The sequence below is a fragment of the Streptomyces sp. NPDC006140 genome (assembly GCF_040628815.1).
Classification (GTDB): Bacteria; Actinomycetota; Actinomycetes; order Streptomycetales; family Streptomycetaceae; genus Streptomyces.
In genome coordinates this window covers 26,482-52,892 of the sequence record NZ_JBEXTS010000011.1, presented here as the reverse complement: position 1 = coordinate 52,892, position 26,411 = coordinate 26,482, and the positions used below count along the sequence as shown (strand labels likewise).

The following is a 26,411-nucleotide window of genomic DNA, read 5'->3' as shown; positions in this document are numbered from 1 at the left end:
ATGAGCAAGACCAGCACCACCGACCCGGCCCCCGCCGGCGGCCCGGAGGACCAGGACCTCGGCGACGCGGGATCGCAGCTGTCCACCGCCCCCAAGGAGGACGGGCCGGGCCTGCCCTCCCTCGGGGTCATCGGCTGGGTCCGCTGGTTCTGGCGGCAGCTCACCTCCATGCGGGTCGCGCTGCTGCTGCTCCTGCTGCTGTCGCTCGGCGCGATCCCCGGCTCGCTCATCCCGCAGACCGGCATCGACGCCACCAAGGTCGCCGAGTTCCGCAAGAACAATCCCACCCTCGGCGACATCTACGACAAGCTCGGGATGTTCCACGTCTACAGCTCGGTGTGGTTCTCCGCGATCTACATCCTGCTGTTCGTCTCGCTCATCGGCTGCATCGTGCCCCGCACCTGGCAGTTCGTCGGCCAGCTGCGCGGCCGCCCGCCGGGCGCTCCCAAGCGGCTGACCCGGCTGCCCGCCCACACCACGTGGCGCACGACGGCCGAGCCCGAGCAGGTCCGCGAGGCCGCGCTCGCCCTGCTGAAGAAGCGCCGCTTCCGCGCGCACCTCGCCGGTGACGCGGTCGCCGCCGAGAAGGGCTACCTGCGCGAGGTCGGCAACCTCGTCTTCCATCTCGCCCTCATCGTGATGCTGGTCGCCTTCGCCTGGGGCCAGCTGTTCAAGGCCGAGGGCTTCAAACTGGTCGTCGAGGGCGACGGCTTCTCCAACACCCTCACCCAGTACGACGACTTCAAGTCCGGGAACCTCTTCACCCAGGACGACCTGAACCCCTTCAGCTTCCGCCTGAAGGACTTCGAGGGCACCTACGAGGCGAGCGGCCCGAACCGCGGCACCCCGCGCACCTACCAGGCGACGGTCGACTACAGCGTGGGCGCCTACGGCAAGGACGAGCACAAGACCATCAAGGTCAACGAGCCGCTCACCATCGGCGACACCAAGGTCTACCTCGCCAGCCACGGCTACGCCCCGGTCGTCACCGTCCGCGACGGCAAGGGGAACGTCGTCTACCGCGACGCCGTGCCGCTGCTCCCGCTGGACGGCTTCGCGACCTCCTCGGGCGCCATCAAGGTCATGGACGGCTACCGCAACGCCCAGGGCCAGAAGGAGCAGCTCGGCTTCCAGGCGTTCTTCGTGCCCACCTACAACGGCGGCGCGATGGTCTCCCAGTTCCCGGCGCTGACCCGCCCGGTCCTCGCGCTGAACGCCTACCACGGCGACCTGGGTGTCGACTCGGGCCTGCCGCAGAGCGTGTACCAGCTCGACAAGACCAACATGAAGGAGTTCAAGGACTCCAAGGGCCAGCTGCTGAAGAAGCTGCTCAGGCCCGGCCAGACGATGCAGCTGCCGAACGGCGCCGGCTCGATCACATTCGAGAAGGACATCAAGGAGTGGGCGCAGTTCCAGATCACCCAGCAGCCCGCCAGCGGCTGGGCCCTGGGCGGTGCCATCGCCGCGATCTTCGGCCTGGCCGGCTCGCTGTTCATCCAGCGCCGCCGCGTCTGGGTCCGCGCGGTCCGGGGCGCCGACGGCGTCACCGTCGTCGAGATGGCGGGCCTCGGCCGCAGCGAGTCGGCCAAGGTCCCCGAGGAACTGGGCGACCTCGCCGGGATCCTGTACGACCGGGCGCCCGGAGCATCCGACCCCGCAGATTCCCCCGACCCCGACCAGGAGCCGGGCACCGAAACCCCCGTACCTGCCGAAGGGGCTGAGAAGAAGTGACTCTCGCCGCCGCCACCAACGAACATCTCGCCAATATCAGCAACACGCTGATCTACTCCGCGATGGCCGTCTACACCCTGGCCTTCTTCGCGTACATCGCGGAGTGGCTCTTCGGCAGCCGCAGCAAGGTCGCCCGGACCGCCGCCGCGCTCACCACCGAGCAGGCGGCCAAGAAGGCGCCCGCCGTCACCGTGAACCAGGCGGGCGGCACCGCCGTGCTGGAGCGGCCCAAGGTCACCGTGCGGGCCGCGGCCGGTCAGCGCGACGTGCCGGACGGGCCCGGCGCCCACGGCGGTGACGAACAGGGCGACCTCTACGGACGGATCGCCATCTCCCTCACCGTGCTCGCCTTCCTGATCGAGCTGGGCGGCGTCATCGCCCGCGCGGCCTCGGTGGAGCGGGCGCCGTGGGGCAACATGTACGAGTTCAACATCACGTTCTCCACGGTCGCGGTCGGGGTCTACCTCGGCCTGCTGGCGCTGAAGAAGAACGTCCGCTGGCTCGGCCTGTTCCTGACCACCACCGTCCTGCTCGACCTGGGCCTCGCCGTCACGGTCCTGTACACCGCCAGCGACCAGCTCGTCCCGGCGCTGCACTCGTACTGGCTGTACATCCACGTCTCCACGGCGATCTTCTGCGGCGCGGTGTTCTACGTGGGCGCGGTCGGCACGATCCTGTACCTCTTCAAGGACTCCTACGAGAACAAGCTGGCGAGCGGCGGCACGCCCGGCACCTTCGCCACCTCGGTGCTGGAGCGGCTGCCCTCCTCCGCCTCCCTCGACAAGTTCTCCTACCGCGTCAACGCGGCCGTCTTCCCCCTGTGGACGTTCACGATCATCGCGGGCGCCATCTGGGCCGGCGACGCCTGGGGCCGCTACTGGGGCTGGGACCCCAAGGAGACCTGGTCCTTCATCACCTGGGTCGCCTACGCCGGTTACCTGCACGCCCGCGCCACGGCCGGCTGGAAGGGCCGCAAGGCCGCCTACCTGGCCCTGCTCGCCTTCGGCTGCTGGCTGTTCAACTACTACGGCGTGAACATCTTCGTCTCCGGCAAGCACTCGTACGCGGGCGTGTAGGCCCGGGGCGGCTCACCGCCTGGTGTGGGGAGCGCGGTCCGCGACCGACAGGATGATGTCGCGCAGCCGGTCGGCGTACAGCCGCAGGTTCTTGTGGGCGACGTCGGTGTCCGGGTGGCGGGCCGCGAACCACAGCCCCTCGTGCAGCCGGGTCACCCAGGCGCACACCTGGTCGCCGTAGGAGACCCTGATCAGGCCGTAGGCGTTGCGCTCGGTCCAGGTCGTGGAGTCCGGGATGGCCCGGGTGTCGGTGTACGACACGATCGAGTACATGTCCGGGGAGGTCGGCCGGAAGTCGGCGCCCAGCAGCCGCAGCACCCGGGCGAGCGGCATGCGGGCCAGCGGCCGGGCGGTGTGCAGCGCGTTGCGCACGGTCGTCAGCGCGGCCGGGAAGTCGGGCGTGCGGGCCACGGGCACCTCGATCGGCGCGCCGCCGACGTACCAGCCGACGGAGTCCGAGTACGCCGACCTCGCCCGGGTGTGGAAGGGCACCACGGTGCGGTAGACGGACTCGCCGCCGATCTCGTGGACGATCAGCGCGGTCGCCGCCAGCAGCCCGACCTGGGTTCCGCCGCAGGGGCGGCAGTACGCCTCGAACGCGGCGGCGGCGTCCGCGTCCACGAGCATCTCCCGCATCAGCTTCTGGGTGGGCAGCGCACCGCCGGGCTCCAAGCCGAGGTCGACGGGGAAGCTCGGCAGCCGCCCGTCGCAGCGCTGGATGAACTCCCGCCAGCGGGCGACGATCTCGTGGTCGGCGTCCATCCGGTCCGCGTCCGCCCGCTCGGCCTCGCAGAAGTCGACGTAGCTGCTGACCGGCGCCTGGTCCGGGGCGCGGCCGGTGCGGTGGGCGGCGTACAGCTCGCGGATCTCGGCCGGCATGCGGTAGATCGAGAACGCGTCGACGTTGCTGTGGTCGAAGGCCAGGTACACGCTGGTGCTGTCGTCCCGGAGAACGGCCGTGTAGATGAGGTTGGGCCAGCGCAGGGCGTCCGCCGTGGTGTCGAAGCGGTCCTGGAGGTGCTGGGCCAGGGCCGCGGGGTCGGTGAAGTCGCCGACGTCCTCGCGGTGCAGGGACACGGCGTCGGCGTCGAGGGTGAAGCGGCGCAGCTCGTCGCCGGAGCCGCCCGCCCAGCGGAAGCCGCTGCGCAGTGTCTCGTGCCGCAGGGTCCAGCCGCGCAGCGCCTCGCCCAGGGCGTCGAGGTCGGCCCGGCCCGGGAGGTCGAAGGCGGCGCCGATCCAGGTCGGCACGAACAGGCCGTCGTCGCGCACGGTCCGCGCGGTCCGCAGGTGCGACTCCTGGATGTAGGCGGGCGGCCGGGAGTCCTCCGGCAGGCCCTTCGCCGTCGCGACGGTCGCCGGACTGAGCGTCCATTCGACGAGTCGTCCAGGCCGGACCTCGCAGCGCTGGATGTCAGTCATTCGCACGGGGCGTCTCCGTTCGCAGATGGGACAGACCCGATCAAGGGAATGCCGAGCCCGCGACCGGCCACACCGGGTGTCGCCACATTTCAGGGGAACGAATGGCATCTCGAACGGCGATACGAGGCCGCGCCGTCGCCCGCCGGTTGACGGCGTTCGGCATACCAGCAGATCAGCGGGTTTTTGTACCGCCCCCGGGCCCCCGGCGTGCGTAAAGCAGTTGACCGTCCCACGGCGCCCTCGGGCACGATCACGGTTCCACCGCCGCCCCGCGTCCGTACGAGAAGGAGCCCTCCCGTGCCCACCGCCCTCTTCCCGGATCTCACCCGCCCCGGCACGCTGGTCATCGGCACACGGCACGCCGACGGCCCCGACCGCCAACGGGCGCTCGTGGCAGCCGAGTCGGGAGCGCTGGAGACCCCGCCGCCGGGCCTCGCCGCCGTCAGCTGGTTCCTGAGCACGGACGGGGAGACCGTGCTGACGCTCGCCCAGTGGGACGACGACACGGCGGTTCCGTTCGCCGGCCCGCCCCGCTACCGCCTCGACCGCAGCCTGGCCGAAGACCACGAGACCCGTGTCCCGGGCTGCCTCATCACCGCTGCCTTCGATGTCGACGGGCCCGAGCGGCAGCGCTTCTTCACCGACGCGGTGATCGCTGCCCAGCCGCGGGACGACGGCCACCCCGGGGCCATCTCCGCCCACTTCCTGCACAGCGTCGACGGCAGCCGCGTACTGCTCTACACCGAGTGGACGAGTGTCGAGGCCCACCAAGAGGCCGCCGAGGCGGGCGACCACGACCAGGGGCACGAGATTTTCTCGGGAACGCCGGGGGTGCGGCTCACGCACGGCGGGCGGTTTCATCTCCAGCACGCGCTGCGGTGCGGGGCCGCGAGCTGACCGACCGTCTCGGGCGCCGTGGCGTCCGCCGGGTGGTGGTCACTTCGTGCCGACCACCCGCAGCGCCCCGACCACCAGCGCCCGCGTCACCGCCACCACCTCCCGTAGCGACACCCGTTCCGCCGCGCTGTGGGCCACCTGGATGTCCCCCGGCCCGAACTGCAGCGTGGGGATGCCGGCCCCGGCGTACAGCCGCAGGTCGCTGCCGTACGTCGCGCCGCGTTCGCGCAGGGCGGGGCCGCCCGCCGTGTCGGACCAGGCGCCGCGCAGAACGCCGGGCAGGGGGTGGCCGGCGGGCAGGCGGCCGGGGGCGAACTGGCCGCCGGGCCAGGTCACGGCCGGCGGGTGGGCGCGGAGCCAGGGGTCGGCGGCGCAGGCCTCGGCGACGCACTCCTCCAGGGCGCGGCGCGCCTCGGCCGGGTCCTCGTCGAGGCGTACGCCGAGCCGGCCCTCGGCGACGAGCAGGTCGGGCACGCTGCTCGCCCAGTCGCCGGAGCGCACCGTGCCGACGGAGAGCGCGTAGGGGATGGGGTACTCGGCCAGGAGCGGGTCCGGGTCGGTGTTGCGTACGGTCTCCAGGCGGGCCAGGGCCTGGTGCAGGGGCAGGTACGCGTCGATCGCGCTCACGCCCCGCTCCCGGGAACTGGCGTGGGCGGCCCGGCCGGGCACGGTGACGCGGAACGTCAGGGCACCGGCGTTGGCGGTGATCAGCGTGCCCGCGGTGGGTTCGGCGATGACGCAGGCGTCGCCGCCGTGGCCCCGCTGGAGGGTGCCGAAGGCACCGAGGCCGCCGTCCTCCTCGCCGACGACGAAGTGCGCGGCGATCCGGCCGCGCAGGCGGATCCCGGCCGCGCGGATCGCGGCCAGCGCGGCGAGGTGCGCGGCTATGCCGGCCTTCATGTCGCAGGCGCCGCGCCCGTGGACGACGTCCCCGGTCACCCGGGGCACGAACGGGTCGCCGTCCCAAGCGGCGAGGTCGCCGGGCGGTACGACGTCGACGTGGCCCTGGAGGATCAGGGTGGGCCCGTCGCCGCCGTCGGGGGTGGTACCGACCAGGCCCCAGGCCTCGTCGCGGGGCGCCTCCGTGCCCGGGAAGTCCGGGTGGGCCCGCAGGGCGGCCAGGTCCATGGACCACAGGTCGGTCTCCAGGCCGAGCCACTCCAGCCGGCCCGCCAGCTGGTGCTGCAGCTCCGACTCGGCGGCGCTGCCCGTCACGCTGGGCACGGCGATCAGCTCCTGCAGGGTCCGGGCCAGGGCCGCCTCGTCGATCTCCGCCAGGGCGGCGGCCTCCTCGTCACTCAGCACGCTGCCGGTCCTCCCCTCGCCCGGGGCGCGACGGTCGCGTCCCCGCACGCATATCTGCTCGGCCCGGGGGGTTCGTACGCGGGGAGACGGCCCGGGTCTCGCGGCCCGAGTACGGACGGCCGGGGTCCAGCAGCCGGGTCAGGCGGCCCGGATGCGGCAGCCCGGGCGCGGGCGGCCGCGGTTCGGCAGCCCGACCGCGCGCGGCCCCAGTACGGACGGCCCGGGTCCGCCCCGAGTACGGACGGCCCGGGTCCGCGCGGCCCGAGTAAGGGCATCCCTGGCGCGACAGGTGTGTCAGTCGATGCCGCCGCCCACCGTGAAGCCGATCACCGTGCCGCCGCCGTCCCGGCGGAACGCGAACGGTGCTCCGCCGTGCGCGAGGGCCACCTCGCGGACGATGGACAGGCCCAGGCCGGAGCCCGGCAGGGAGCGGGCGTCGGCCGCGCGGTAGAAGCGGTCGAAGACGCGGTCGAGGTCCTTCTCGGCTATGCCGGGGCCCCGGTCGAGGACCTCGACGCGGATCGCGCCGGGCCGGGCCGGCCCGGCGACGACGATCTCGATGGGGGCCGTGCCCCGCTGGTCGAACTTCACGGCGTTCTCGACGAGGTTGGACAGCGCCCGGGTCAGCATCCCGGGCCGCCCGTCGGTCGTGGTGTCGCCGCTCGCGCGCAGCACGATCCGCCGCCCGCTGCGGCGCCGGGCGAGGCCCGCCACCTCCTCCGCGATGTCGGCGATGTTCACCCGCTGCGGCGGCTCCGTGTCGGACTGCCCGGCCGCGAGGTCGACCAGCTCGTTGACCAGGTCGGTCAGCTCCCGGGCCTCCTGCCCCAGGTCGGCGACGAGTTCCTCGCGGGTCTCCGGCGGGAGTTCGTCGATCCGGCGGAGCAGGGAGATGTTCGTCCGCAGCGAGGTCAGCGGCGTGCGCAGTTCGTGGCCCGCGTCCTGGACCAGGCGGCGCTGGTCCTCCTCGGACTGGGCGAGCCGCCCGAGCATGCGGTCGAAGGCCCGGCCCAGCCGGCCCACCTCGTCATGGCCGGCGACGGGCACCTGGATGCCGAGGCGGCGGGTGCGGGCGACGTCCTCGGCCGCGTCGGTCAGGACGACCAGGCGGCGCGTGATCCGCCGGGCCAGCCACCAGCCGAACAGCCCGGCGCCGATCACCACGGCGGCCATCAGGAGCAGCGTCCGCTGCTGGAGCGCCCGCAGCAGGTCCTCGACGTCGCTGAACTCCTGCGCGACCTGCACCGCGCCCCGGCCGCCGCCGAGGGAGACGGTCGCGACGCGGTAGACGTCGTCGCCCACGTCGACGTCCTTGTGCTCGACCACCCGCCCGGACGTCGACGCGGCGGCGATCCGCACATCGGCGCCGGTGACCGGCAGCCCCGGGCGGCCCGGGTCGACGACATGCCCGTCCGGGCCGAGCACCTGCACGTCCGTCCGGGCGGGGCGCACCAGGTCGTGGCCCGGCGCGGCGGACGAGAAGTCGCCGGGCGTCATGTGGTTCTGCCGCACCTCGTCGCGCAGGTCCTGCACGACCTCGTCGAACACCGTCTGCTGGTCCACCCGCACCAGCCGGGCCGCCGCGCTGTACGACAGGATGCCGACCAGGATCGTCACGGCCGCCGTGACCGCCGCGAACGACACCGCGAACGTGGTCCGCAGCGAGACCAGTCCCGGCCGCCGCCCGGCCAGCAGCCGGCGCAGACGGCCCACTCAGTCCTCCCGCAGCACGTAACCCACGCCGCGCACCGTGTGGATCAGCTGCGGCGCGCCCGGCTCGTCGAGCTTGCGGCGCAGGTAGCCGACGTAGACGGCGAGGTTCTTCGAGCCGGGACCGAAGTCGTAGCCCCAGATGCGGTCGTAGATCGTCGAGTGGTCGAGGACGATGCCCGAGTTGCGGACCAGCAGCTCCAGCAGTTCGAACTCGGTGCGGGTCAGTTCCAGCTCGCGCGCGCCCCGCCAGGCCCGGCGCGCCTGCGGGTCCATGCGGATGCCGGCGGCCTCGATGAACCGTTCGGGCACCGGCCGGGGCGCCTCGGCCACCGGCGCGCCGCCGACGCCCACCGGGCTGGTGCGGCGCAGCAGCGCGCGCAGCCGGGCGAAGACCTCCTCCACGTCGAAGGGCTTCACGACGTAGTCGTCTGCGCCGGCGTCCAGCCCGGCGATCCGGTCGGCGGTCTCCACGAGGGCCGTCAGCATCAGGATCGGCGTCCGGTCGCCCTCGGCGCGCAGCACGCGGCACACCTGGAGTCCGTCGATGCCGGGCATCATCACGTCCAGGACGAGGACGTCCGGGCGGTTGCGGTGGGCCTGCGCCAGTGCCTCGACTCCGTCGGCGACGGCCATGACCTGGTAGCCCTCCAGGGTCAGGGCGCGCTCCAGGGCGTTGCGGATGGCGCGGTCGTCTTCGGCGAGCAGCACTGTTTGGGACACGCGTCCAGTGTGCCCCGCCGCCGGGTCTGCGCGAGGGGATGAGCTGCGCCGGGGCGTCCTTCTTACTGCCCTCTCACCAGGGGCGCGCAACCGCGGGCAGGGTGCCTACCGTCCTCTCACCTCTGGGTCGCGGCGAGCCGGGCGGCGTGTGTCGGGGCGTCCGGGACGTCCGCCGGGCGGCCCACGGCGAACTCCTTGCGGAGCACCGGCACGACCTCCTCGCCCAGCAGGTCGATCTGCTCCAGCACGGTCTTCAGCGGCAGCCCGGCGTGGTCGACGAGGAACAGCTGGCGCTGGTAGTCGCCCGCGTAGTCGCGGAAGGCCAGTGTCTTCTCGATGACCTGCTGCGGGGAGCCGACGGTCAGCGGCGTCTGGTCCATGAAGTCCTCCAGCGACGGTCCGTGCCCGTACACCGGCGCGACGTCGAAGTAGGGCCGGAACTCGCGCACCGCGTCCTGCGCGTTCTTCCGCATGAACACATGCCCGCCGAGGCCGACGATCGCCTGCTCGGGCGTGCCGTGGCCGTAGTGCGCGTACCGCTCCCGGTACAGCTCGACCATGCGCCTGGTGTGGTCGGCGGGCCAGAAGATGTTGTTGTGGAAGAAGCCGTCGCCGTAGAACGCGGCCTGCTCGGCGATCTCCGGCGAGCGGATCGACCCGTGCCAGACGAACGGCGGTACGCCGTCCAGGGGGCGGGGCGTGGCGGTGAAGCCCTGCAGGGGCGTACGGAACTCCCCCTCCCAGTCGACGGCCTCCTCGCGCCACAGCCGGTGGAGCAGGGCGTAGTTCTCGATCGCGAGCGGGATGCCCTGCCGGATGTCCTGGCCGAACCAGGGGTAGACGGGGGCGGTGTTGCCGCGGCCCAGCATCAGGTCCACCCGGCCGTCGGCCAGGTGCTGGAGCATCGCGAAGTCCTCGGCGATCTTCACCGGGTCGTTGGTGGTGATGAGGGTGGTGGCCGTGGAGAGGATCAGCCGCTCGGTGCGGGCGGCGACGTAGCCGAGCATCGTGGTCGGGGACGAGGGCACGAACGGCGGGTTGTGGTGCTCGCCGGTCGCGAAGACGTCGAGCCCGGCCTCCTCGGCCTTGAGCGCGATGGCGACCATCGCCTTGATCCGCTCCCGCTCGGTCGGTGTCCGGCCGGTGGTCGGGTCGGGCGTGACGTCGCCGACGCTGAAGATCCCGAACTGCATGCTCGCTCACCCTCCAGGTTGTTTACCGTTCAACCATACCGTGGAGTGGTGTCCGGGGCACGGCACCTCAGAAGTGGTACGGGTCCCCGGTGTCCAGGACGAGCACCCGCTGCCGGTCGTTCCCCCGATGACGGTCCACCGCCCCGCCGCCCCACACCGTCTCCAGCTCCACCACCAGCTCCGACGGCGCGCCCAGCACCCGCACGCGCAGACCGATCCGCTCCCCCGCCCCGTCCGCGGGCAACGCCCCCGTCCGGCACAGCACCACCTGCCGGCCCGAGCGCGCACACCCCTCCGGCAGCTCCTGCCGGTCGGTCAGCGGCGCCGACCACCGCAACCGCACGGTCGCGTCCGCGACGGCGGCCGGACCGTGGTTGCGCGGCGTGAACGCCAGGTCGACGAGCCCGGCGGACATCACGGCGAACCCGTGGTAGGCGAGATCGGCCTCCGGCACCGCGCCACCGGCCGCGGCGGCGCCGCCGCCCGCGGAACCCACCGCCCCTGCCGCCGCCGGCACCGCCGCCCCCACCACCAGCCCCGCCACGGCCGCGCCCCACGCCAGGCCGCGCCACACCAGCCCGCCCCGCACCACACCGACCCGCACTCTCCCCATACCGCCCACTCCTCAGCCGCCGGGACACCCGCACACTCGTATGCGCACGGGCGCTCGTACTCGCACTCGCACTGCGATGTATCCCACGCGAAGCCCCCCGCAGGCGCCGTCCATCAGGTGACACCCGCCCCGGCGGAGTGCCCCCTGACATGCCAAGCTGCCCGCATGTCGATCCTGCGTTCCGCCGCCCTCTTCGTCCTCGCCGCGCTGCTCGAGATCGGCGGCGCGTGGCTGGTCTGGCAGGGCGTGCGCGAGCACAAGGGCTGGCTCTGGGCGGCCGGCGGCGTCCTCGCGCTCGGCGCGTACGGCTTCGTCGCGACGTTCCAGCCCGACGCCCACTTCGGCCGCGTCCTCGCCGCGTACGGCGGGATCTTCGTCGCCGGTTCGATCCTGTGGGGCGTGGTCGCGGACGGCTACCGCCCGGACCGCTGGGACATCACGGGCGCGCTGATCTGCCTCGCGGGCATGGCGGTCATCATGTACGCCCCGCGCGGCAACTGACCGGCCCCCTCGGGGCGGCCTCAGAACGGCTCGTCGGGCAGCAGCCCCAACTGACCGAGGAAGTCCATCTCGTCGAAGTACAACCGGTAGTCGACGATCCGTCCGTCCCGCACGGTGGCGATGTCCACCCCGCGGATCCTGATCTCCTTCTGTGTCGGCGGCAGCGTCTCGCCGTTCGGCAGCTCCAGCGGCCCGGTGTTGCGCCCGCTGAAGATGCCCTCGTCGATGGCCGTGTCACCGACCTCGTAGGAGTGCAGCGGCTGGAACGTCGCCTCGGGGACCGCCTCCGTCATCGTCCGCCAGTACTCGACGATGTTGTCGCGCCCGCGCAGCTCGCCCTCGTCCGGCGTGAAGGCGACCGCGTCCTCGGCGTACAGATCGGCGACGACCTTCAGATCGGCGTGCCTGGTGACCGCGTCCGTGAGCCGGTCCATGACCTCACGTGCCTCGCCCATGATCCACCTCCAGGGAAACAGGGGATCACCCGCCCTCATTCTCCCACCGCGAGGCCCGCCTATCCTGGCGGGAAGCCCGGCCGCACACGTCGGCCGCACCCACGCCCGAGGAGCTCCCATGGCCACCGCCGCCCCGTCCGCAGCCTCCCGCATCGCCGTCGTCACGGGTGCGAGCAGCGGAATCGGCGCCGCCACGGCCCGGCAACTCGCCGCGGCGGGCTACCGCGTCGTCCTCACCGCGCGGCGCAAGGACCGCATCGAGGCGCTGGCGGAGGAGATCAACAAGGCGGGCCACCAGGCCACGGCGTACGCCCTCGACGTCACCGACCGCGCCGCGGTCGACGAGTTCGCGACGGCCTTCAAGACGATCGGCGTGCTCGTCAACAACGCGGGCGGCGCGCTCGGCGCCGACCCGGTCGCGACCGGCGACCCGGCCGACTGGCGGCAGATGTACGAGACCAACGTCATCGGCACGCTCAACCTCACCCAGGCTCTGCTGCCCAAGCTGATCGCGAGCGGCGACGGCACGGTCGTGGTCGTCTCCTCCACCGCGGGCCACGGCACCTACGAGGGCGGCGCGGGCTACGTCGCCGCCAAGCACGGCGCCCACGTCCTGGCCGAGACCCTCCGCCTGGAGATCGTCGGACAGCCGGTCCGCGTCATCGAGATCGCCCCCGGCATGGTCAAGACGGACGAGTTCGCCCTGACCCGCTTCGGCGGCGACGAGGAGAAGGCCGCCAAGGTCTACGAAGGCGTCGCCGAGCCCCTCACCGCCGACGACGTCGCCGACACGATCACGTGGGCGGTCACCCGCCCCGCCCACGTCAACGTCGACCTCCTGATCCTCCGCCCCCGCGCCCAGGCGTCGAACACGAAGGTGCACCGGGAGGCGTAGGGCCGGCCGGTCAGCCCTTCACACAGACGACCTGCTTCAGCTTCGCCACGACCTCCACCAGGTCCCGCTGCTGGTCGATGACCTGCTCGATCGGCTTGTAGGCCCCGGGGATCTCGTCCACGACGCCGGAGTCCTTGCGGCACTCCACGCCCCGGGTCTGCTCCTCCAGGTCCTTCGTCGAGAACCGGCGCTTGGCCGCGTTGCGGCTCATGCGCCGGCCCGCGCCGTGCGACGCGGAGTTGAAGGACTTGTCGTTGCCGAGGCCCTTCACGATGTACGAACCCGTGCCCATGGAGCCCGGGATGATCCCGTACTCGCCGGAACCGGCCCGGATCGCGCCCTTGCGGGTCACGAGCAGGTCCATGCCGTCGTAGCGCTCCTCGGCGACGTAGTTGTGGTGTGCGCTGATCTCCGGCTCGAAGGCCGGCTTGGCCTTCTTGAACTCCTTGCGGATCACGTCCTTGAGGAGCGCCATCATGATCGAGCGGTTGTACTTCGCGTACTCCTGCGCCCAGAACAGGTCGTTGCGGTACGCGGCCATCTGCGGGGTGTCCGCGACGAACACCGCGAGGTCCCGGTCGACCAGGCCCTGGTTGTGCGGGAGCTTCTGGGCGATTCCGATGTGGTGCTCGGCCAGTTCCTTGCCGATGTTCCGGGAACCGGAGTGCAGCATGAGCCACACCGAACCAGAGGTATCTATACAAACTTCAACGAAATGATTTCCCTGTCCGAGCGTTCCCATCTGCTTCGTCGCCCGCTCCTGGCGGAACTTGACCGCTTCCGCTACCCCGTCGAACCGCCCCCAGAAGTCCTCGAACCCGGCGGTGGCCAGCCCGTGAAAGCGGCCCGGGTCGACCGGGTCGTCATGCATCCCCCGCCCCACCGGAATCACCTGCTCGATCCGCGACCGCAGCCGGGACAGGTCGCCGGGCAGGTCGTTCGCCGTCAGGGACGTCTTCACCGCCGACATTCCGCAGCCGATGTCGACGCCCACCGCCGCCGGGCACACCGCGCCCCTCATCGCGATGACCGAACCGACCGTGGCGCCCTTGCCGTAGTGCACGTCCGGCATGACGGCCAGGCCCTTGATCCACGGCAGCGTGGCGACGTTCCGGAGCTGCTGGAGCGCCGACTCCTCGACCGAGGCCGGGTCGGTCCACATCCGGATCGGTACCTTCGCACCCGGTATCTCTACATACGACATAGCGTCCTCAATCCCCCGTAAATGAACAGAAGTCCTCAAGAGCACTTACCGGCGCCAAGGTCGACGAAAGGGAAATCGGACCGGCGTCCACGGCTGTGCGTGCGATACACATTGTGTTCATCGGCCGCCCCGCGGCGGCAAGCCAATATCCGCGTCGAGAGGAGCCCCCACGTGCAACGGAAGGCGTGCGTACCGGGTGTCGCCGCGCTCCTCGCGGCGCTGCTGGCCGGCTGCACCGGCGGCTCGGGCGACGGCGGCCCGACCGACGACGCCAACCCGGGGGACGCCGGCACGGCCTCGCCCGCCGCCGAGCCGGGCCGCTACCGCACCCTGCCCGAGCCCTGCGACGCCCCCGGCCAGAGCACGCTCGACGAACTCCTGCCCGGCATCCGGCAGATCAGCGACCCGGATCAGCGCGAGAAGGCCTACGACGGCGAGGCGACGCTCACCTACGACACCGACCGCAAGGTCGGCTGCCGCTGGAAGGTCGACTCCCAGGACGCCACCGACCACCTGCTCATCGACTTCGAACGGGTCGTCTCCTACGACAACGCCGTCAGCGACGACACCCAGGCCGAGCAGCTCTTCGCGGAGAAGGAGGCGGCGGCCCATCTGCCCGAGCCGACCGCCACCGAGTCCGCCGTCAGCGGCAGCACCCCGGCGGGCGGCACCTCCGACGCCCCGAGCGGCTCGCCCTCCCCGTCCGGTTCGTCCTCGCCCTCGGCGTCCGCCTCCGCCGCCCCGACCGAGCTCCGGCCGCGCGTCCTGGAGGATCTGGGCGACGAGGCGTTCCTCGACGACGAGCTGAGCAGTTCCGGTTCGACGGCCAAGCAGCGGACGGTGACTGTGGCGTTCCGCACGTCCAACGTCATCGTGACCATCGAGTACGCCGAGCAGCCGGCGGCGATCGGGGTCGTCCCGGACAGCCAAGAAATGCAGGACAGGGCCCAGAAACTGGCCTCCCAGCTGGCCGATTCGCTGAGCGACTGAGGGCCCTTCACGCCCCCTTCACGCGCCCCCGCAAAGCGCCCGAAGGAAGACCACACCGCTGCCTCACCGCGTACCGTGACCACTCGGACCCGTTCCGACCGCAGGGAACCACGAGCGTCATGAGTGAAGGAACCATGCAGCGACGAGAAGAGCGAGACCAGCGAGCGAAGCGCCTCAACCGCGTCCTTGTCTGCGCGGCCGCCGTCCCCGTGATGCTGGTCGCCGCCGGCTGCTCCTCGGACTCCGGCTCCGGCGACAGCACGGACAAGGCCGCGAAGGCCGCCGCGTCGGCGTCCGCGAGCCCGTCGCCGACCGTGGAGGCGGCGGCGTACGGCAAGCTTCCGGAGGCGTGCAAGACGCTCTCGAAGAAGACGCTGGAGGACCTCGTCCCGGAGAGCAAGTCGGGCAAGGAGGGCAAGTCGGACGACATCTCCACGCGCGGCAGCTGCTCCTGGAACAGCCTCGACAACAACGGCGTGAAGGGCTCGCAGTTCCGCTGGCTCAACGTGTCGATGCTGCGCTTCGAGTCGGACGTCACCCGCGGCCCGGCCGACAAGCTCGCCCACGAGTACTTCGAGAAGCAGGTCCAGGACGTCCAGGCCGCCGAGGGCGCCAAGAACGCCAAGTCGGAGCCGGTGTCCGGGACGGGCGACGAGGCGACGGCCGTGCGCTACGAGCTGAAGAAGAAGGAAGGCACCTTCAAGCAGCAGACGATCGTGGCGCGCGTGGAGAACGTCGTCGTCACCATCGACTACAACGGCGCGGGCCTGGCCGGTGACAAGTCCCCGAGCGCCGACGACCTGCTGAAGGACGCGAAGAAGGCCGCCGAGGAGGCCGTGGCGGCGGTGTCCGAGGCCAACGGCGCGGGCGGCGGCGAGGCGGGCGGCGAGCCGTCCAGGTCTCCCTCCAAGTCCCCTTCCAAGTCCGCGTCCACGTCCCCCTCGGCGTCCCCGTCGAAGTCGGCGTCGCAGTCGCCGTCGAAGAAGCCCGCGGCGGAGAGCTGAACAGACCCGTCGGGAACCGGCCACCCGTCCTCCGCACACATGTGCCACCCTGTTGCGCGCAACAACACGCAAGGGGAGGGGAGTACGGGTGGCCGCGCCACTGCAGCTGACTCGGATGCACCGCGTTCTCATCGGCGTGGTCGTGGCCGGCGCCGTGATCATCGCCGGCATCGGCTTCGCCGGTTCGTACGCGGCGGTCCGCGAGTTGGCCCTGAAGAAGGGCTTCGGGAACTTCTCCTACGTCTTCCCGATCGGCATCGACGCGGGCATCTGCGTCCTGCTGGCCCTGGACCTGCTCCTCACTTGGATCAGGATCCCGTTCCCGCTCCTGCGCCAGACGGCGTGGCTCCTGACGGCGGCGACGATCGCCTTCAACGGCGCGGCGGCCTGGCCGGACCCGCTGGGCGTGGGCATGCACGCGGTGATCCCGATCCTGTTCGTGGTCGCGGTCGAGGCGGCCCGCCACGCGATCGGCCGGATCGCCGACATCACGGCCGACAAGCACATGGAGGGCGTCCGCCTCACCCGCTGGCTCCTCTCCCCCGTGCCCACGTTCCTCCTCTGGCGCCGCATGAAGCTCTGGGAGCTGCGCTCCTACGAGCAGGTCATCAAGCTGGAGCAGGAACGTCTCGTCTACCAGGCCCGGCTGCGGTCCCGCTTCGGACGGGCGTGGCGCAGGAAGGCCCCGGTGGAGTCCCTGATGCCGCTGCGGCTGGCCCGCTACGGCGTTCCCCTGGCGGAGACGGCCCCGGCGGGCCTGGCGGCGGCGGGCATCGAACCCGCCCTGATCCCCCCGCCGCCGCAAACGGACCCGGATGCGGGCAGTCGTGCCGCCGGGGCGGCACCCGTCCCGCAGAGAGCGGCGCCTCCCGGCGAGCAGCGCCCCCAACTCGAGAGCAGCCAGGACGCCGAGTACCCGGAACCGGAGCCCGAGCCGGACCAGAGCCCTTGGTTCAACGCTCCCCGGGAGGTCGAGTACCAGGGCGGTTACGACCCGGCCTACGACCCCGACCAGTACGCCCAGTGGATCGCCGAAGAGCAGGGGGCCGAGCAGTACCAGCCCGAGTACGACCCTGCCCCCTCCCCGGAGGACACCGGCAGCTTCCCCATCCCGGTGGGTCCCAACCGCACCCGGGAACTGGGCGACGGCGGCGGCACGCCACCGGCTCCCGAGCCGGACGAGGAGGCGTACTACCAGGTGTTCCGGCAGTCGATAGACGGCAGCTACCCCACGCCGCGCGCCCTCGGCGACAACATCCAGGCCACCTACGGCACGACGCTGAGCCCGGGCGAACTGAAGTCCCTCGCGGAACGCTTCCAGAAGCGCCACACGGCGGAGCTGGAAGAGGACCACATCGCGTAGAGGCCGGTGGACGCAAAACGGGAAGGGGCCCTCGGTGACGAGGGCCCCTTCCTGTTCACCGCCTAGTCGCCGAGCAGGTGCCGGACCCGCTCCTGCCCCACCGCCAGCAGCAGCGTGGGCAGCCGCGGCCCCGTGTCCCGCCCCACCAGCAGGTGGTACAGCAGCGCGAAGAAGGACCGCTGGGCCGTCTTGATCTCCGGCGGCAGTTCCTTCGGCGTGGCGTCGGCGGAGAAGCCGGCCTGCACCTTGGGCACGCCGTACACGAGGTGGGTCAGCCCGTCGAGCGACCAGTGCTCGGCCAGCCCGTCGAGCAGCAGCCGCAGCGACTCACGGCCCTGCTCGTCGAGCGACTTCAGCAGCTCGGCGTCGGGCTCGTCGCGCACGATGGTGCGCTGGTCGGCCGGGACGTGCGTGTTGATCCAGGCCTCGGCCTTGTCGTACCGGGGCCGGGCCTCCTCCAGCGAGCCCAGCGGCCGCGACGGGTCCAGTTCGCTGAGGATGCGCAGGGCCTGGTCCTCGTGCCCGGCGGTGATGTCCGCGACGGACGCGAGCGTCCGGTAGGGCAGCGGCCGGGGCGTGCGCGGCAGCTCACCGGCGGCCGTGCGCACGGCGCGGGAGTGCGCGGCGGCGTCGGCGGGCAGGGCGCTGCCGTCGGCGACCTTGGCGTCGAGCCGGTCCCACTCGTCGTAGAGCCGCTGGATCTCCTGGTCGAAGGCGACCTTGAAGGACTGGTTGGGCCGGCGGCGGGCGTAGAGCCAGCGCAGGAGCTGCGGCTCCATGATCTGCAGGGCGTCGGCCGGGGTGGGCACGCCGCCCTTGGAGGACGACATCTTGGCCATGCCGGAGATGCCGACGAAGGCGTACATCGGCCCGATGGGCTGCTTGCCGCCGAAGATCCCGACGATCTGTCCGCCGACCTGGAACGACGACCCGGGAGAGGAGTGGTCGACGCCGGAGGGCTCGAAGACCACGCCCTCGTACGCCCACCGCATCGGCCAGTCGACCTTCCAGACCAGCTTGCCGCGGTTGAACTCGTTCAGCCGGACCGTCTCCGAGAAGCCGCACGCGGTGCAGGCGTAGGTCAGCTCGGTGGAGTCGTCGTCGTAGGAGGTGACGGTGGTGAGGTCCTTCTCGCAGTTGCCGCAGTACGGCTTGTACGGGAAGTAGCCGGCGGAGCCGGAGCTGCCGTCGTCCTCGGCGGCGGCGCCGGAGCCCTCGGCGGCCTCCAGCTCGGCCTCGTCGAGGGGCTTCTGCTGCTTCTTGGCGGGGGCCTTCTTCGTCCGGTACTGGTCGAGGATGGCGTCGATGTCGCCGCGGTGCCGCATGGCGTGCAGGATCTGCTCCCGGTACACGCCGGAGGTGTACTGCTCGGTCTGGCTGATCCCGTCGAACTCCACGCCCAGCTCGGCCAGCGACTCGATCATCGCGGCCTTGAAGTGCTCGGCCCAGTTCGGGTACGAGGAGCCCTTCGGCGCCGGGACGGACGTCAGCGGCTTGCCGATGTGCTCGACCCACTCCGCCTTGTCGACACCGGGGATGCCCTCGGGCACCTTGCGGTACCGGTCGTAGTCGTCCCAGGAGATCAGGTGCCGCACCTGGTACCCGCGGCGGCGGATCTCGTCGGCGACGAGGTGCGGGGTCATGACCTCGCGGAGGTTGCCGAGGTGGATGGGGCCCGACGGGGAGAGGCCGGACGCGACGACGACGGGTTTGCCCGGGGCCCGGCGCTCCGACTCCTCGATGACCTCATCCGCGAAACGGGAGACCCAGTCGGTGGTCTCGGTGCTCTGAGCCACGATCGGCACGTCCTTCTTTCTGCATCGGGCAGCCGGTACGGTCGCACGGCTGACCGCAACATTGTCCCAGACCTGCTCGCGCCCGGAAAAACGGCTTTACCCCCATGGGATACTGGCCGTGTCTATCGATTCCCTCGAGGAGAACGGCACCCTTACCTATGGCCTCGGTCACGTCCCTCAGCGACTCCGTCCACCAGCGCCTCGCGGCGGCCCTGTCGGCGGCTCTGCCGCAGGCCGGCTCCGCGGACCCGCTGCTGCGACGAAGCGACCGGGCCGACTTCCAGGCCAACGGGATCCTGGCCCTGGCGAAGAAGGAGAAGGCGAACCCGCGGGAGCTGGCGACGCAGGTCGTCTCCCGGGTCGAGTCGGGTGAGCTGATCGGGGACGTCGAGGTCTCGGGGCCCGGCTTCCTGAACATCACGATCACCGACCGGGCGATCACGGAGAACCTGGCCGCGCGCTACGCCGACGACACCGGCCGCCTCGGCGTGCCGCGCGCGGAGCACCCGGGCACCACGGTCGTCGACTACGCCCAGCCGAACGTGGCGAAGGAGATGCACGTCGGTCACCTGCGCTCCGCGGTGATCGGCGACTCGGTGACGCGGCTGCTGGAGTTCACGGGCGAGTCGGTGGTCCGCCGCCACCACATCGGCGACTGGGGCACCCAGTTCGGCATGCTCATCCAGTACCTGGAGGAGCATCCGCACGAGCTGGACCACGAGTCCGCCGAGGTGAGCGGCGAGGAGGCGATGTCGAACCTGGACCGCCTCTACAAGGCCGCCCGCAAGCTCTTCGACTCCGACGAGGAGTTCAAGACGCGCGCCCGGCGCCGGGTGGTCGACCTCCAGGCGGGCGACCCGCAGACGCTCGCCATGTGGCAGAAGTTCGTCGACGAGTCGAAGATCTACTTCTTCTCCGTCTTCGAGAAGCTGGACATGGAGATCCGGGACCCGGACATCGTCGGCGAGTCCGGCTACAACGACATGCTCGCGGAGACCTGCCGCCTGCTGGAGGAGTCGGGCGTCGCGGTCCGCTCCGAGGGCGCGCTCTGCGTCTTCTTCGACGACGTCAAGGGCCCGGACGGCAAGCCGGTCCCGCTGATCGTGCAGAAGTCGGACGGCGGCTACGGCTACGCGGCGACGGACCTCTCGGCGATCCGCGACCGCGTCTTCGACATCAAGGCGAACACGCTCCTGTACGTGGTGGACGCCCGCCAGTCGCTGCACTTCCGGATGGTCTTCGAGACGGCCCGCCGCGCCGGCTGGCTGAACGAGGACGTGCGCGCGGTCCAGTTGGCCTTCGGCACGGTCCTCGGCAAGGACGGCAAGCCGTTCAAGACCCGTGAGGGCGAGACGGTCCGCCTGGTCGACCTCCTCGACGAGGCGATCGACCGCGCGTCGGCCGTGGTCCGGGAGAAGGCCCAGGACCTCTCCGAGGAGGAGATCGCCGAGCGCGGCGCCCAGGTGGGCATCGGCGCGGTGAAGTACGCGGACCTGTCGACGTCGGCGAACCGGGACTACAAGTTCGACCTGGACCAGATGGTCTCGCTGAACGGCGACACGTCCGTCTACCTCCAGTACGCCTACGCCCGTATCCGGTCGATCCTGCGCAAGGCCGGCGAGGCCCGCCCGGCCGCGCACCCGGAGCTGGGGCTGCACGCGGCGGAGCGCGCGCTGGGCCTGCACCTGGACTCGTTCGGGGCGACGGTGGCGGAGGCGGCGGCGGAGTACGCCCCGCACAAGATGACGGCGTACCTGTACCAGTTGGCGTCGCTGTACACGACGTTCTACGACAAGTGCCCGGTACTGAAGGCCGAGTCGCCGGAGCAGGTCGAGAACCGCCTGTTCCTCTGCGACATCACGGCCCGCACCCTGCACCAGGGCATGGCCCTGCTGGGCATCCGGACGCCCGAGCGGCTCTGACGGCGGGGGGTGGCGGCGGACGGCGCCGCCACCCCGCACCCCGGTGACAACTCCGTTTCGTCCCCGTACAGTTGCATATTCCTTCAGTGCCGCGGGCGGGTGACGACGCGGCCTGGTGCGGGTGATCGACACGGGGGAGTCATGATCATCTCTGAGGAGTCGCGGGCCGCGGGGGCTGCCGTCCTGGAGCGTGGCCTGGCGGTGCCGGGGCAGGCCGGTGGCCGTTTCCGGCCGGGCGGCAATCCGCACACCGAAGAGCACACGACGGTGCTGCCGGAGCCGGCGAAGTCCGCCGCCCTCACGATCGATCCGCCCGCCCGGCTGGACAACCTGCCCGCCCTGCCCTCGGCCCCTTTCGTCGGTCGCACGGACGACCTGGGCCGGTTACGTACCTCCCTGCGGTCCGGCGGCGGGGTCGTCACCCAGAAGGCCGCGACCGCGCTGAGCGGTCTCGGCGGCATCGGCAAGACCACCCTGGCACTGCACTACGCCCACCGGAGCGAGGCGTACCGGCTCGTGTGGTGGATCACCGCCGAGAGCGAGGAGCGGATCGCCTCGGGCTTCGGTGAACTGGCCCTGCGCCTGTACCCGGAGTGGGCCCGCCGGGCCACCGCGAAGGAGCGCACCGAGTGGGCCCTGGCCTGGCTGGAGAACCACTCCGACTGGCTGCTGGTGTACGACAACGTGGAGCGGCCCGAGCACCTCACCCCGTTCCTGGGCCGACTCCTCGACCGCGGCCACCAGTTGGTGACGAGCCGGTGCCGGACCGGCTGGCCCGAGGGGGCCCGCCTGGTCAGCCTGGACGTACTGGACCACGGGGAGGCCGTCGACCTGCTGTGCGCGACGGCGGGCCTGGGCGAGGACCGCTCCGCCGCCGAGCGCGCGCAGGCCGCGCGGCTCGCCGAGGACCTCGGGCACCTGCCGCTGGCTCTCACGCAGGCGGGCGCCTACCTCCGGGAGACCGGCATCGGCTTCGCGGCCTACCGGGCGAAACTGGCCCGCGTCCCCGACGCGGTGCTCAACGACGGAGCGGGCCGCTCGGGCCGTACCATCGCCCAGATCTGGCGCACCAGCCTGGCGGCCATCCGCTCCCGCCGCCCGCTGGCCGTACCGCTGCTGTACACGCTGGCCTGGTTCGCCCCGGAGGCGGTGCCGCGTGAGGTGCTGCGGCATCTGGGCCGCTCCGAGCGGGAGATCGAGGAGTCGGTCGACGCGCTGCGCGACTACCACCTGATCACGTCCGGCCCCGAGGGCCTCGCCCTGCACCGCCTCGTCCAGCAGACCCTGCGGCACGCCGACCCTCCTGAGGTGCCCGGGGCGCGGGACGCGGCCGAGCGGGCCCTGGCCGCGGAACTGTCGGGGGCCCCGGCCGAGGCGGTGCGACGGCTGCTCGTCCACGTCCAGGCGCTCGCGGAGACGGGCCCGGCCGCGGAACCGGGCTCCGAGGCGATCGAGATGTACCGGCGGGGCGCCGACGAGCTGGCGGCGCGCGAGCAGCACGTGCTGGCGATCCCCCTGATGACACGGGCCGTCGAGGGCAGCGAGGCACTGCTCGGGGTCGACGACGACACCACGCTCGACCAGCGCGACCGGCTGGCCGAGTGGCATGCGAAGGCCGGCGACCCGGCGCGGGCGGTCCGGCTGTGCCAGAACGTCTACCTCGACCGCCGCCGGCTCTGCGGCCCGGACGCGAGGGAGACGCTGACCGCCCGGGAGCGGCTGGCGTACGCGTACCGCAAGGCGGGCGATGTGATGCGGGCGGTCGAGGAGCTGACCGCCGTGGTCGCGGACCGTCGCCGGATCCAGGGCGAGCAGCACCCCGACACGCTCGGCAGCCGCAACAACCTGGCCTACGCGCTCCAGACCGCGGGCCGGTACCAGGCCGCCGTCGAGGAGTTCGCGGCGGTCGTCGCCGACCGGGAGCGTCTCCTGGGCGAGGGGCACCGGGACACGCTCGCCAGCCGCACCAACCTCGCCTACGCGTACCGGGAGGCCGGTGACCACCGCACCGCGCTGGCGCTGTACGAGCAGGCGGTCGAGGACCGGCGACGGGAGCACGGCCCCGACCATCCCGACACGCTCACCAGCCGCGGCTGGCTCGCCGCGGCGCACTCCGCCGCGGGTGATCCGCAGCGGGCGGTGGCCGTGTACCGGGAGGTGGTCGCCGACCGGGAGCGCGTGCAGGGTCCGGACCATCCGGACACGCTGCGCAGCCGGCAGGACCTGGCGTACGAGCTGGCCGAGGCGTACGGGCCGGACGCGGCGCTGCCGGAGTTCGAGTCGCTGGCGGCGGACAGCGCCCGGATCCAGGGGCCGGACCATCCGGCGACCCTCGACTACCGTGACGACATCGCGGAGGCCCACCGGGAGCGGGCCGACTACGCCCGGGCGGTCGCGGATTACCAGGCGGTGATCGCCGACTACGCGCGGGTACGGGGCCCGTACCACCGGGACACGCTGCGGGCACGGGAAGGGCTGGCCTACACCCGGCAGCTGATGGGGGACCATCGCAGCTCGGTCCGTGAGCGCCGGGCACTCGTCGCGGACCGCACACGCGAACAGGGCGGCGATCACCCGGCGACCCTCACCGCGCGCGCCCATCTGGCCTTCGCCCTCCGGGAGGCCTCCGATCTCCCGGAGGCCATCGAGGTGTTCGAGGAGCTGCTGCGGGACCGCGGCCGGGTCCTCGGCCCCCAGCACCCCGATGTGTTCGCCACGCGCGAGGCCCTGGCCCGCACCCGCCAGTGGGCGGGCGACCACCTGCGCGCGGTCGCGGAGCTGGAGCACCTCCTCCGGGACATGGAGCCGCTCCTGGGGCAGGACCATCCGCGCGTCCTGTCGATCCGCCACTCCTTCGCCCAGGTGTTCGCCGAGGAGGAGCGCTACGCGCGGTCGCTGGAGCTGTACGGCCGGCTCGTGGAGGACTACGAGCGGGTCTACGGCGGTGATCACCCGTCGTCCCTCGGCATGCGGTCGTGGCTGGGCGCGACCCTGCGTTCGGCGGGTGAGTACAGCCGGGCGGAGGAGGTGTTCGACGCGCTGCTGGCCGACCGGACGCGGGTGCAGGGCGCGGACCACCCGGACACGCTCGAAACCAGCAGCTGGCGCGCCTGGGTCTTCCGGTCGGCGGGCCAGCACCAGCGCGCCATCTCGGTCTACGAGGAACTGGTCGAGGCCCGGACCCGGGTCCTGGGCGCCGAGGCGCAGGCGACGCTGAACTCCCGCACCGGCCTGGCGCTGGCCCGGCTGGGCGCCGACGACCACGAGGGCGCGATCGCGGGGTTCACCGAGCTGCTCGCCGACCGCCGCCGGCTGCTGGGCGACCACGCCCCGGACACGCTGCTCATGCTGGAGAACCTGGCCGACGCCTGCTCGGCCGCCGAGCGGCACGGCCGGGCCATCGCCCTGTACGAGGAAGCCGTCGAGGCCTGGACCCGCGCCTGGTCGGCCACTCATCCGCGCACCCTGCGCGCCCGGCGGGACCTGGGCCTGGTGCAGAAGACGGCCGGCCGGCACCAGGAGGCGCTCGCCACGCTGGAGTCGGTGCTGGAGGAGCGCGGGCGTCTGTTCGGGCCCGACCACCCGCAGGTGCTGGACGTCCGCTTCGATCTGGTCAGCGCGTCGTGCGCGGTGGGCGACTACAGCCGGGCCGCCGAACTCGCCGAGCGACTGGTCGCCGACTGTGCCCGGGTGCGGGGCCGGGACCACGTCATGACCCTGAACGCACGCTCGTGGCTGGCGTACGCGTGGGCGCGGTCCGGGTCGTACCAGAGGGCGATCGTCGCGTTCGAGGGGCTGGTGGAGGACCGGACCCGTTTCCATGGGGCGGACCACGGCGAGACGCTGGCGACCAGGTACCTGCTGGCGGATTCCTTCGCAGCGCGGTGGGACTACGAAGAGGCGGTCGTACTCGGCCAGGCATTGGTGGACGACCTCGCCCGGATCCACGGTCCCGCCAGCCCGCAGGCCTTCGACGACCGCGCGATGCTGGCCCGCTGGCGGGAGTGCACGGGCGACCGGGTGGGAGCGCTGCGGGACCTGGACGCGCTGCTGCGCGACCACGAGCGGACGCTCGGACCCGACCACCGCGACACGCTGGCCCTGCGGCGCACGATCGCCTGGGTCTGGCTGGGGGCCTCCACCGCCCGCCGGGCCGTCGCGATCGCCGCGAGCGTCGTCGACGACTCGGCCCGGGTGCTGGGCCCGGACCACCCGAGGACGCTGACCGCGCGCGGCACCCTCGCCGCCGCCCACGGCGCGGCGGGTGAGATCGCGCACGCGCTGCGGCTGCGGACGTCTCTCGTGGACGACCACCTGCGGACCCACGGCCCCGACCACAGCGCGGCCCTGGGCGCGCGCCGCAGCCTGGTCTCGGCCCGGCGCCGGGCCGGTCGGCGCGTGCTGAGCGTCCGGGACGCCGTGGCCCTGGTCGAGGACAGCGAGCGCGTCAGGGGCCCGCGGCACCCCGATACCCTCGGCTGCCGCAATCTCCTGGGGCACGCCTGCTGGGAGGCGGGCGATCCGCACCGCGCGGCCGCGGTCTTCGAGGAGCTCTGGAAGCAGTGCGAGGAGGTCCTCCCCGAGGAACACGAGACGACGTTCTGGGTGCGCGGCAACCTGGCGTGGCTGACGGCGGACACCGGCCCGGCGGACGACGCGGTGCGGTGGGCCCGGAACCTGGTCGACGACGCCACCGAGCTCTTCGGCCCGGACCACCGGCGCACCCTGGAAGTGCTGCCCGTGCTGGCGCACGCCCTGGCGCAGGCGGACGAGCCGGAGCAGGCCCTGGAGGTGCTGCGGGACCTGCTGCGCCGCACCGCGCGGCTGCTGGACCAGCCGGAGTACCCGGAGACGGTCGACGACGTCGTCCGCGTCCACCAGCAGGCCGCCGCGCGGGACGGCGAGCCGACGCCGGCCGGCCGACCGGCGGAGACGGAGGACGAGGACGGCATCCTCCTGGGCGTGCTCGTCGAGATGTTCGCCACTCGCTTCGGCGGCTTCCTGCCGACCCTGGCCACGCAGCTCGCCCACGCCGTCGGTGACGCGGGCGATCCCGCGGACGCGGTGGCCGTGCTGAAGGCCGTGCACGCCGGGCGCGCACGGATGTTCGGCCCGGACCATCCGAACACCCTGGAGAGCCTCGCCGAGCTGGCCTTCGCCTGTCTGGAGGCCGACGACCCGGACTCGGCGCCGTCCCACGAGGAGCTGCTGGCGGGCTGGGAGCGGACGTTCGGCCCCGACCACCCCGAGACGGCGGAACTGCGCTGGCGGCTGCGCACCGCCCGGCCGGCCTGGCGGGCCCGGCTGACGCTGGTCACGGACGACGTGACCGCCGGCCGTCCCGTCACGATCGAGGTCCGGCTGGAGCGTGAGGAGAGGGCGGCGGCGACCGCGCCGCCCCGGCTGATGGTGGCCGTCAGCTGCCCCACGGCGGCCGCGGTCGACCCGGCCACGGCCGAGTACGACCCTGGCGGCGCGCCGACGCGTTTCACCCTGACCGCCTCCGAGCCGGGCGCCCACGACGTCCGCTTCACCCTGTACGACCACGCGTCGGGGTTCGTGCTGCAGGAGCTGAAGACCGTTGTCCACGTGCAGGGTGCCAGGGAGGGCTGAC

General features: G+C 72.3%; 19 protein-coding genes. 10 read left to right on the top strand and 9 right to left on the bottom strand.

Features of this window, described 5'->3' with window-relative positions; all coding sequences use genetic code 11:
* On the top strand, positions 1-1,731 hold the full coding sequence (locus ABZ386_RS26555) for a cytochrome c biogenesis protein ResB (RefSeq protein ID WP_351337937.1): 1,731 nt from the start codon (positions 1-3) through the stop codon (positions 1,729-1,731).
* A complete protein-coding gene (gene ccsB, locus ABZ386_RS26550) occupies positions 1,728-2,807 on the top strand; it encodes a c-type cytochrome biogenesis protein CcsB (protein ID WP_114254649.1) in 1,080 nt (359 codons plus the stop codon). The genes ABZ386_RS26555 and ccsB overlap by 4 nt, the downstream gene beginning before the upstream one ends.
* Positions 2,808-2,819: 12 nt before the next feature.
* Here ccsB and ABZ386_RS26545 read toward each other — a convergent pair whose 3' ends face one another.
* Positions 2,820-4,232: a condensation domain-containing protein gene (locus tag ABZ386_RS26545; protein ID WP_351337941.1), complete on the bottom strand. Its 1,413-nt coding sequence runs from the start codon at positions 4,230-4,232 to the stop codon at positions 2,820-2,822.
* Positions 4,233-4,523: 291 nt separating this feature from the next.
* Between ABZ386_RS26545 and ABZ386_RS26540 the strand changes: the two genes are divergently transcribed.
* Entirely contained in the window at positions 4,524-5,123 is a 600-nt protein-coding gene (locus tag ABZ386_RS26540; RefSeq protein ID WP_358966141.1) for a hypothetical protein, read from the top strand.
* A gap of 39 nt (positions 5,124-5,162) precedes the next feature.
* Here ABZ386_RS26540 and ABZ386_RS26535 read toward each other — a convergent pair whose 3' ends face one another.
* The 5 genes from ABZ386_RS26535 to ABZ386_RS26515 form a co-directional block, all read right to left on the bottom strand.
* Positions 5,163-6,428, bottom strand: coding sequence for an ArgE/DapE family deacylase (locus ABZ386_RS26535; RefSeq protein WP_356502628.1), 1,266 nt, complete (start codon positions 6,426-6,428; stop codon positions 5,163-5,165).
* 294 nt (positions 6,429-6,722) lie between these two features.
* Positions 6,723-8,141 (bottom strand): HAMP domain-containing sensor histidine kinase, encoded by a 1,419-nt coding sequence (locus ABZ386_RS26530; protein ID WP_351337950.1) that lies wholly within the window; start codon positions 8,139-8,141, stop codon positions 6,723-6,725.
* Positions 8,142-8,861 (bottom strand): response regulator transcription factor, encoded by a 720-nt coding sequence (locus ABZ386_RS26525; RefSeq protein ID WP_351337953.1) that lies wholly within the window; start codon positions 8,859-8,861, stop codon positions 8,142-8,144.
* Between the two features lie 116 nt (positions 8,862-8,977).
* Complete coding sequence (locus tag ABZ386_RS26520) at positions 8,978-10,054, bottom strand: LLM class flavin-dependent oxidoreductase (protein ID WP_351337956.1); 1,077 nt, start codon at positions 10,052-10,054, stop codon at positions 8,978-8,980.
* A gap of 67 nt (positions 10,055-10,121) precedes the next feature.
* The gene (locus ABZ386_RS26515; RefSeq protein WP_356614572.1) at positions 10,122-10,667 is read right to left on the bottom strand and encodes a hypothetical protein; all 546 of its coding nucleotides are present in this window, start codon (positions 10,665-10,667) and stop codon (positions 10,122-10,124) included.
* A 165-nt stretch (positions 10,668-10,832) separates the two neighbouring features.
* On the opposite strand from ABZ386_RS26515, the gene ABZ386_RS26510 reads away from it, so the two are divergent.
* Entirely contained in the window at positions 10,833-11,168 is a 336-nt protein-coding gene (locus ABZ386_RS26510; RefSeq protein WP_114254642.1) for a YnfA family protein, read from the top strand.
* Between the two features lie 20 nt (positions 11,169-11,188).
* On the opposite strand, the gene ABZ386_RS26505 is transcribed toward ABZ386_RS26510, so the two are convergent.
* Positions 11,189-11,623: a nuclear transport factor 2 family protein gene (locus tag ABZ386_RS26505; RefSeq protein WP_351337962.1), complete on the bottom strand. Its 435-nt coding sequence runs from the start codon at positions 11,621-11,623 to the stop codon at positions 11,189-11,191.
* A 118-nt stretch (positions 11,624-11,741) separates the two neighbouring features.
* Between ABZ386_RS26505 and ABZ386_RS26500 the strand changes: the two genes are divergently transcribed.
* On the top strand, positions 11,742-12,518 hold the full coding sequence (locus ABZ386_RS26500; RefSeq protein ID WP_351337965.1) for an SDR family NAD(P)-dependent oxidoreductase: 777 nt from the start codon (positions 11,742-11,744) through the stop codon (positions 12,516-12,518).
* A 10-nt stretch (positions 12,519-12,528) separates the two neighbouring features.
* Here ABZ386_RS26500 and ABZ386_RS26495 read toward each other — a convergent pair whose 3' ends face one another.
* Positions 12,529-13,722, bottom strand: coding sequence for an RtcB family protein (locus ABZ386_RS26495; RefSeq protein ID WP_358966138.1), 1,194 nt, complete (start codon positions 13,720-13,722; stop codon positions 12,529-12,531).
* Positions 13,723-13,893: 171 nt separating this feature from the next.
* On the opposite strand from ABZ386_RS26495, the gene ABZ386_RS26490 reads away from it, so the two are divergent.
* From ABZ386_RS26490 to ABZ386_RS26480, 3 genes are all read left to right on the top strand, one after another.
* Complete coding sequence (locus ABZ386_RS26490; protein WP_358966136.1) at positions 13,894-14,712, top strand: DUF3558 domain-containing protein; 819 nt, start codon at positions 13,894-13,896, stop codon at positions 14,710-14,712.
* A 119-nt stretch (positions 14,713-14,831) separates the two neighbouring features.
* Positions 14,832-15,716, top strand: a complete 885-nt coding sequence (locus ABZ386_RS26485) for a DUF3558 family protein (protein WP_356614576.1) — start codon at positions 14,832-14,834, stop codon at positions 15,714-15,716.
* A gap of 115 nt (positions 15,717-15,831) precedes the next feature.
* Entirely contained in the window at positions 15,832-17,079 is a 1,248-nt protein-coding gene (locus ABZ386_RS26480) for a DUF2637 domain-containing protein (RefSeq protein ID WP_358966133.1), read from the top strand.
* A gap of 62 nt (positions 17,080-17,141) precedes the next feature.
* Here ABZ386_RS26480 and lysS read toward each other — a convergent pair whose 3' ends face one another.
* A complete protein-coding gene (gene lysS / locus ABZ386_RS26475; protein ID WP_358966130.1) occupies positions 17,142-18,884 on the bottom strand; it encodes a lysine--tRNA ligase in 1,743 nt (580 codons plus the stop codon).
* A gap of 149 nt (positions 18,885-19,033) precedes the next feature.
* On the opposite strand from lysS, the gene argS reads away from it, so the two are divergent.
* Positions 19,034-20,797, top strand: coding sequence for an arginine--tRNA ligase (gene argS, locus ABZ386_RS26470; protein ID WP_114254634.1), 1,764 nt, complete (start codon positions 19,034-19,036; stop codon positions 20,795-20,797).
* Positions 20,798-20,938: 141 nt separating this feature from the next.
* The gene (gene fxsT / locus ABZ386_RS26465) at positions 20,939-26,410 is read left to right on the top strand and encodes an FxSxx-COOH system tetratricopeptide repeat protein (RefSeq protein ID WP_358966127.1); all 5,472 of its coding nucleotides are present in this window, start codon (positions 20,939-20,941) and stop codon (positions 26,408-26,410) included.
* Position 26,411: the final 1 nt, after the last annotated feature.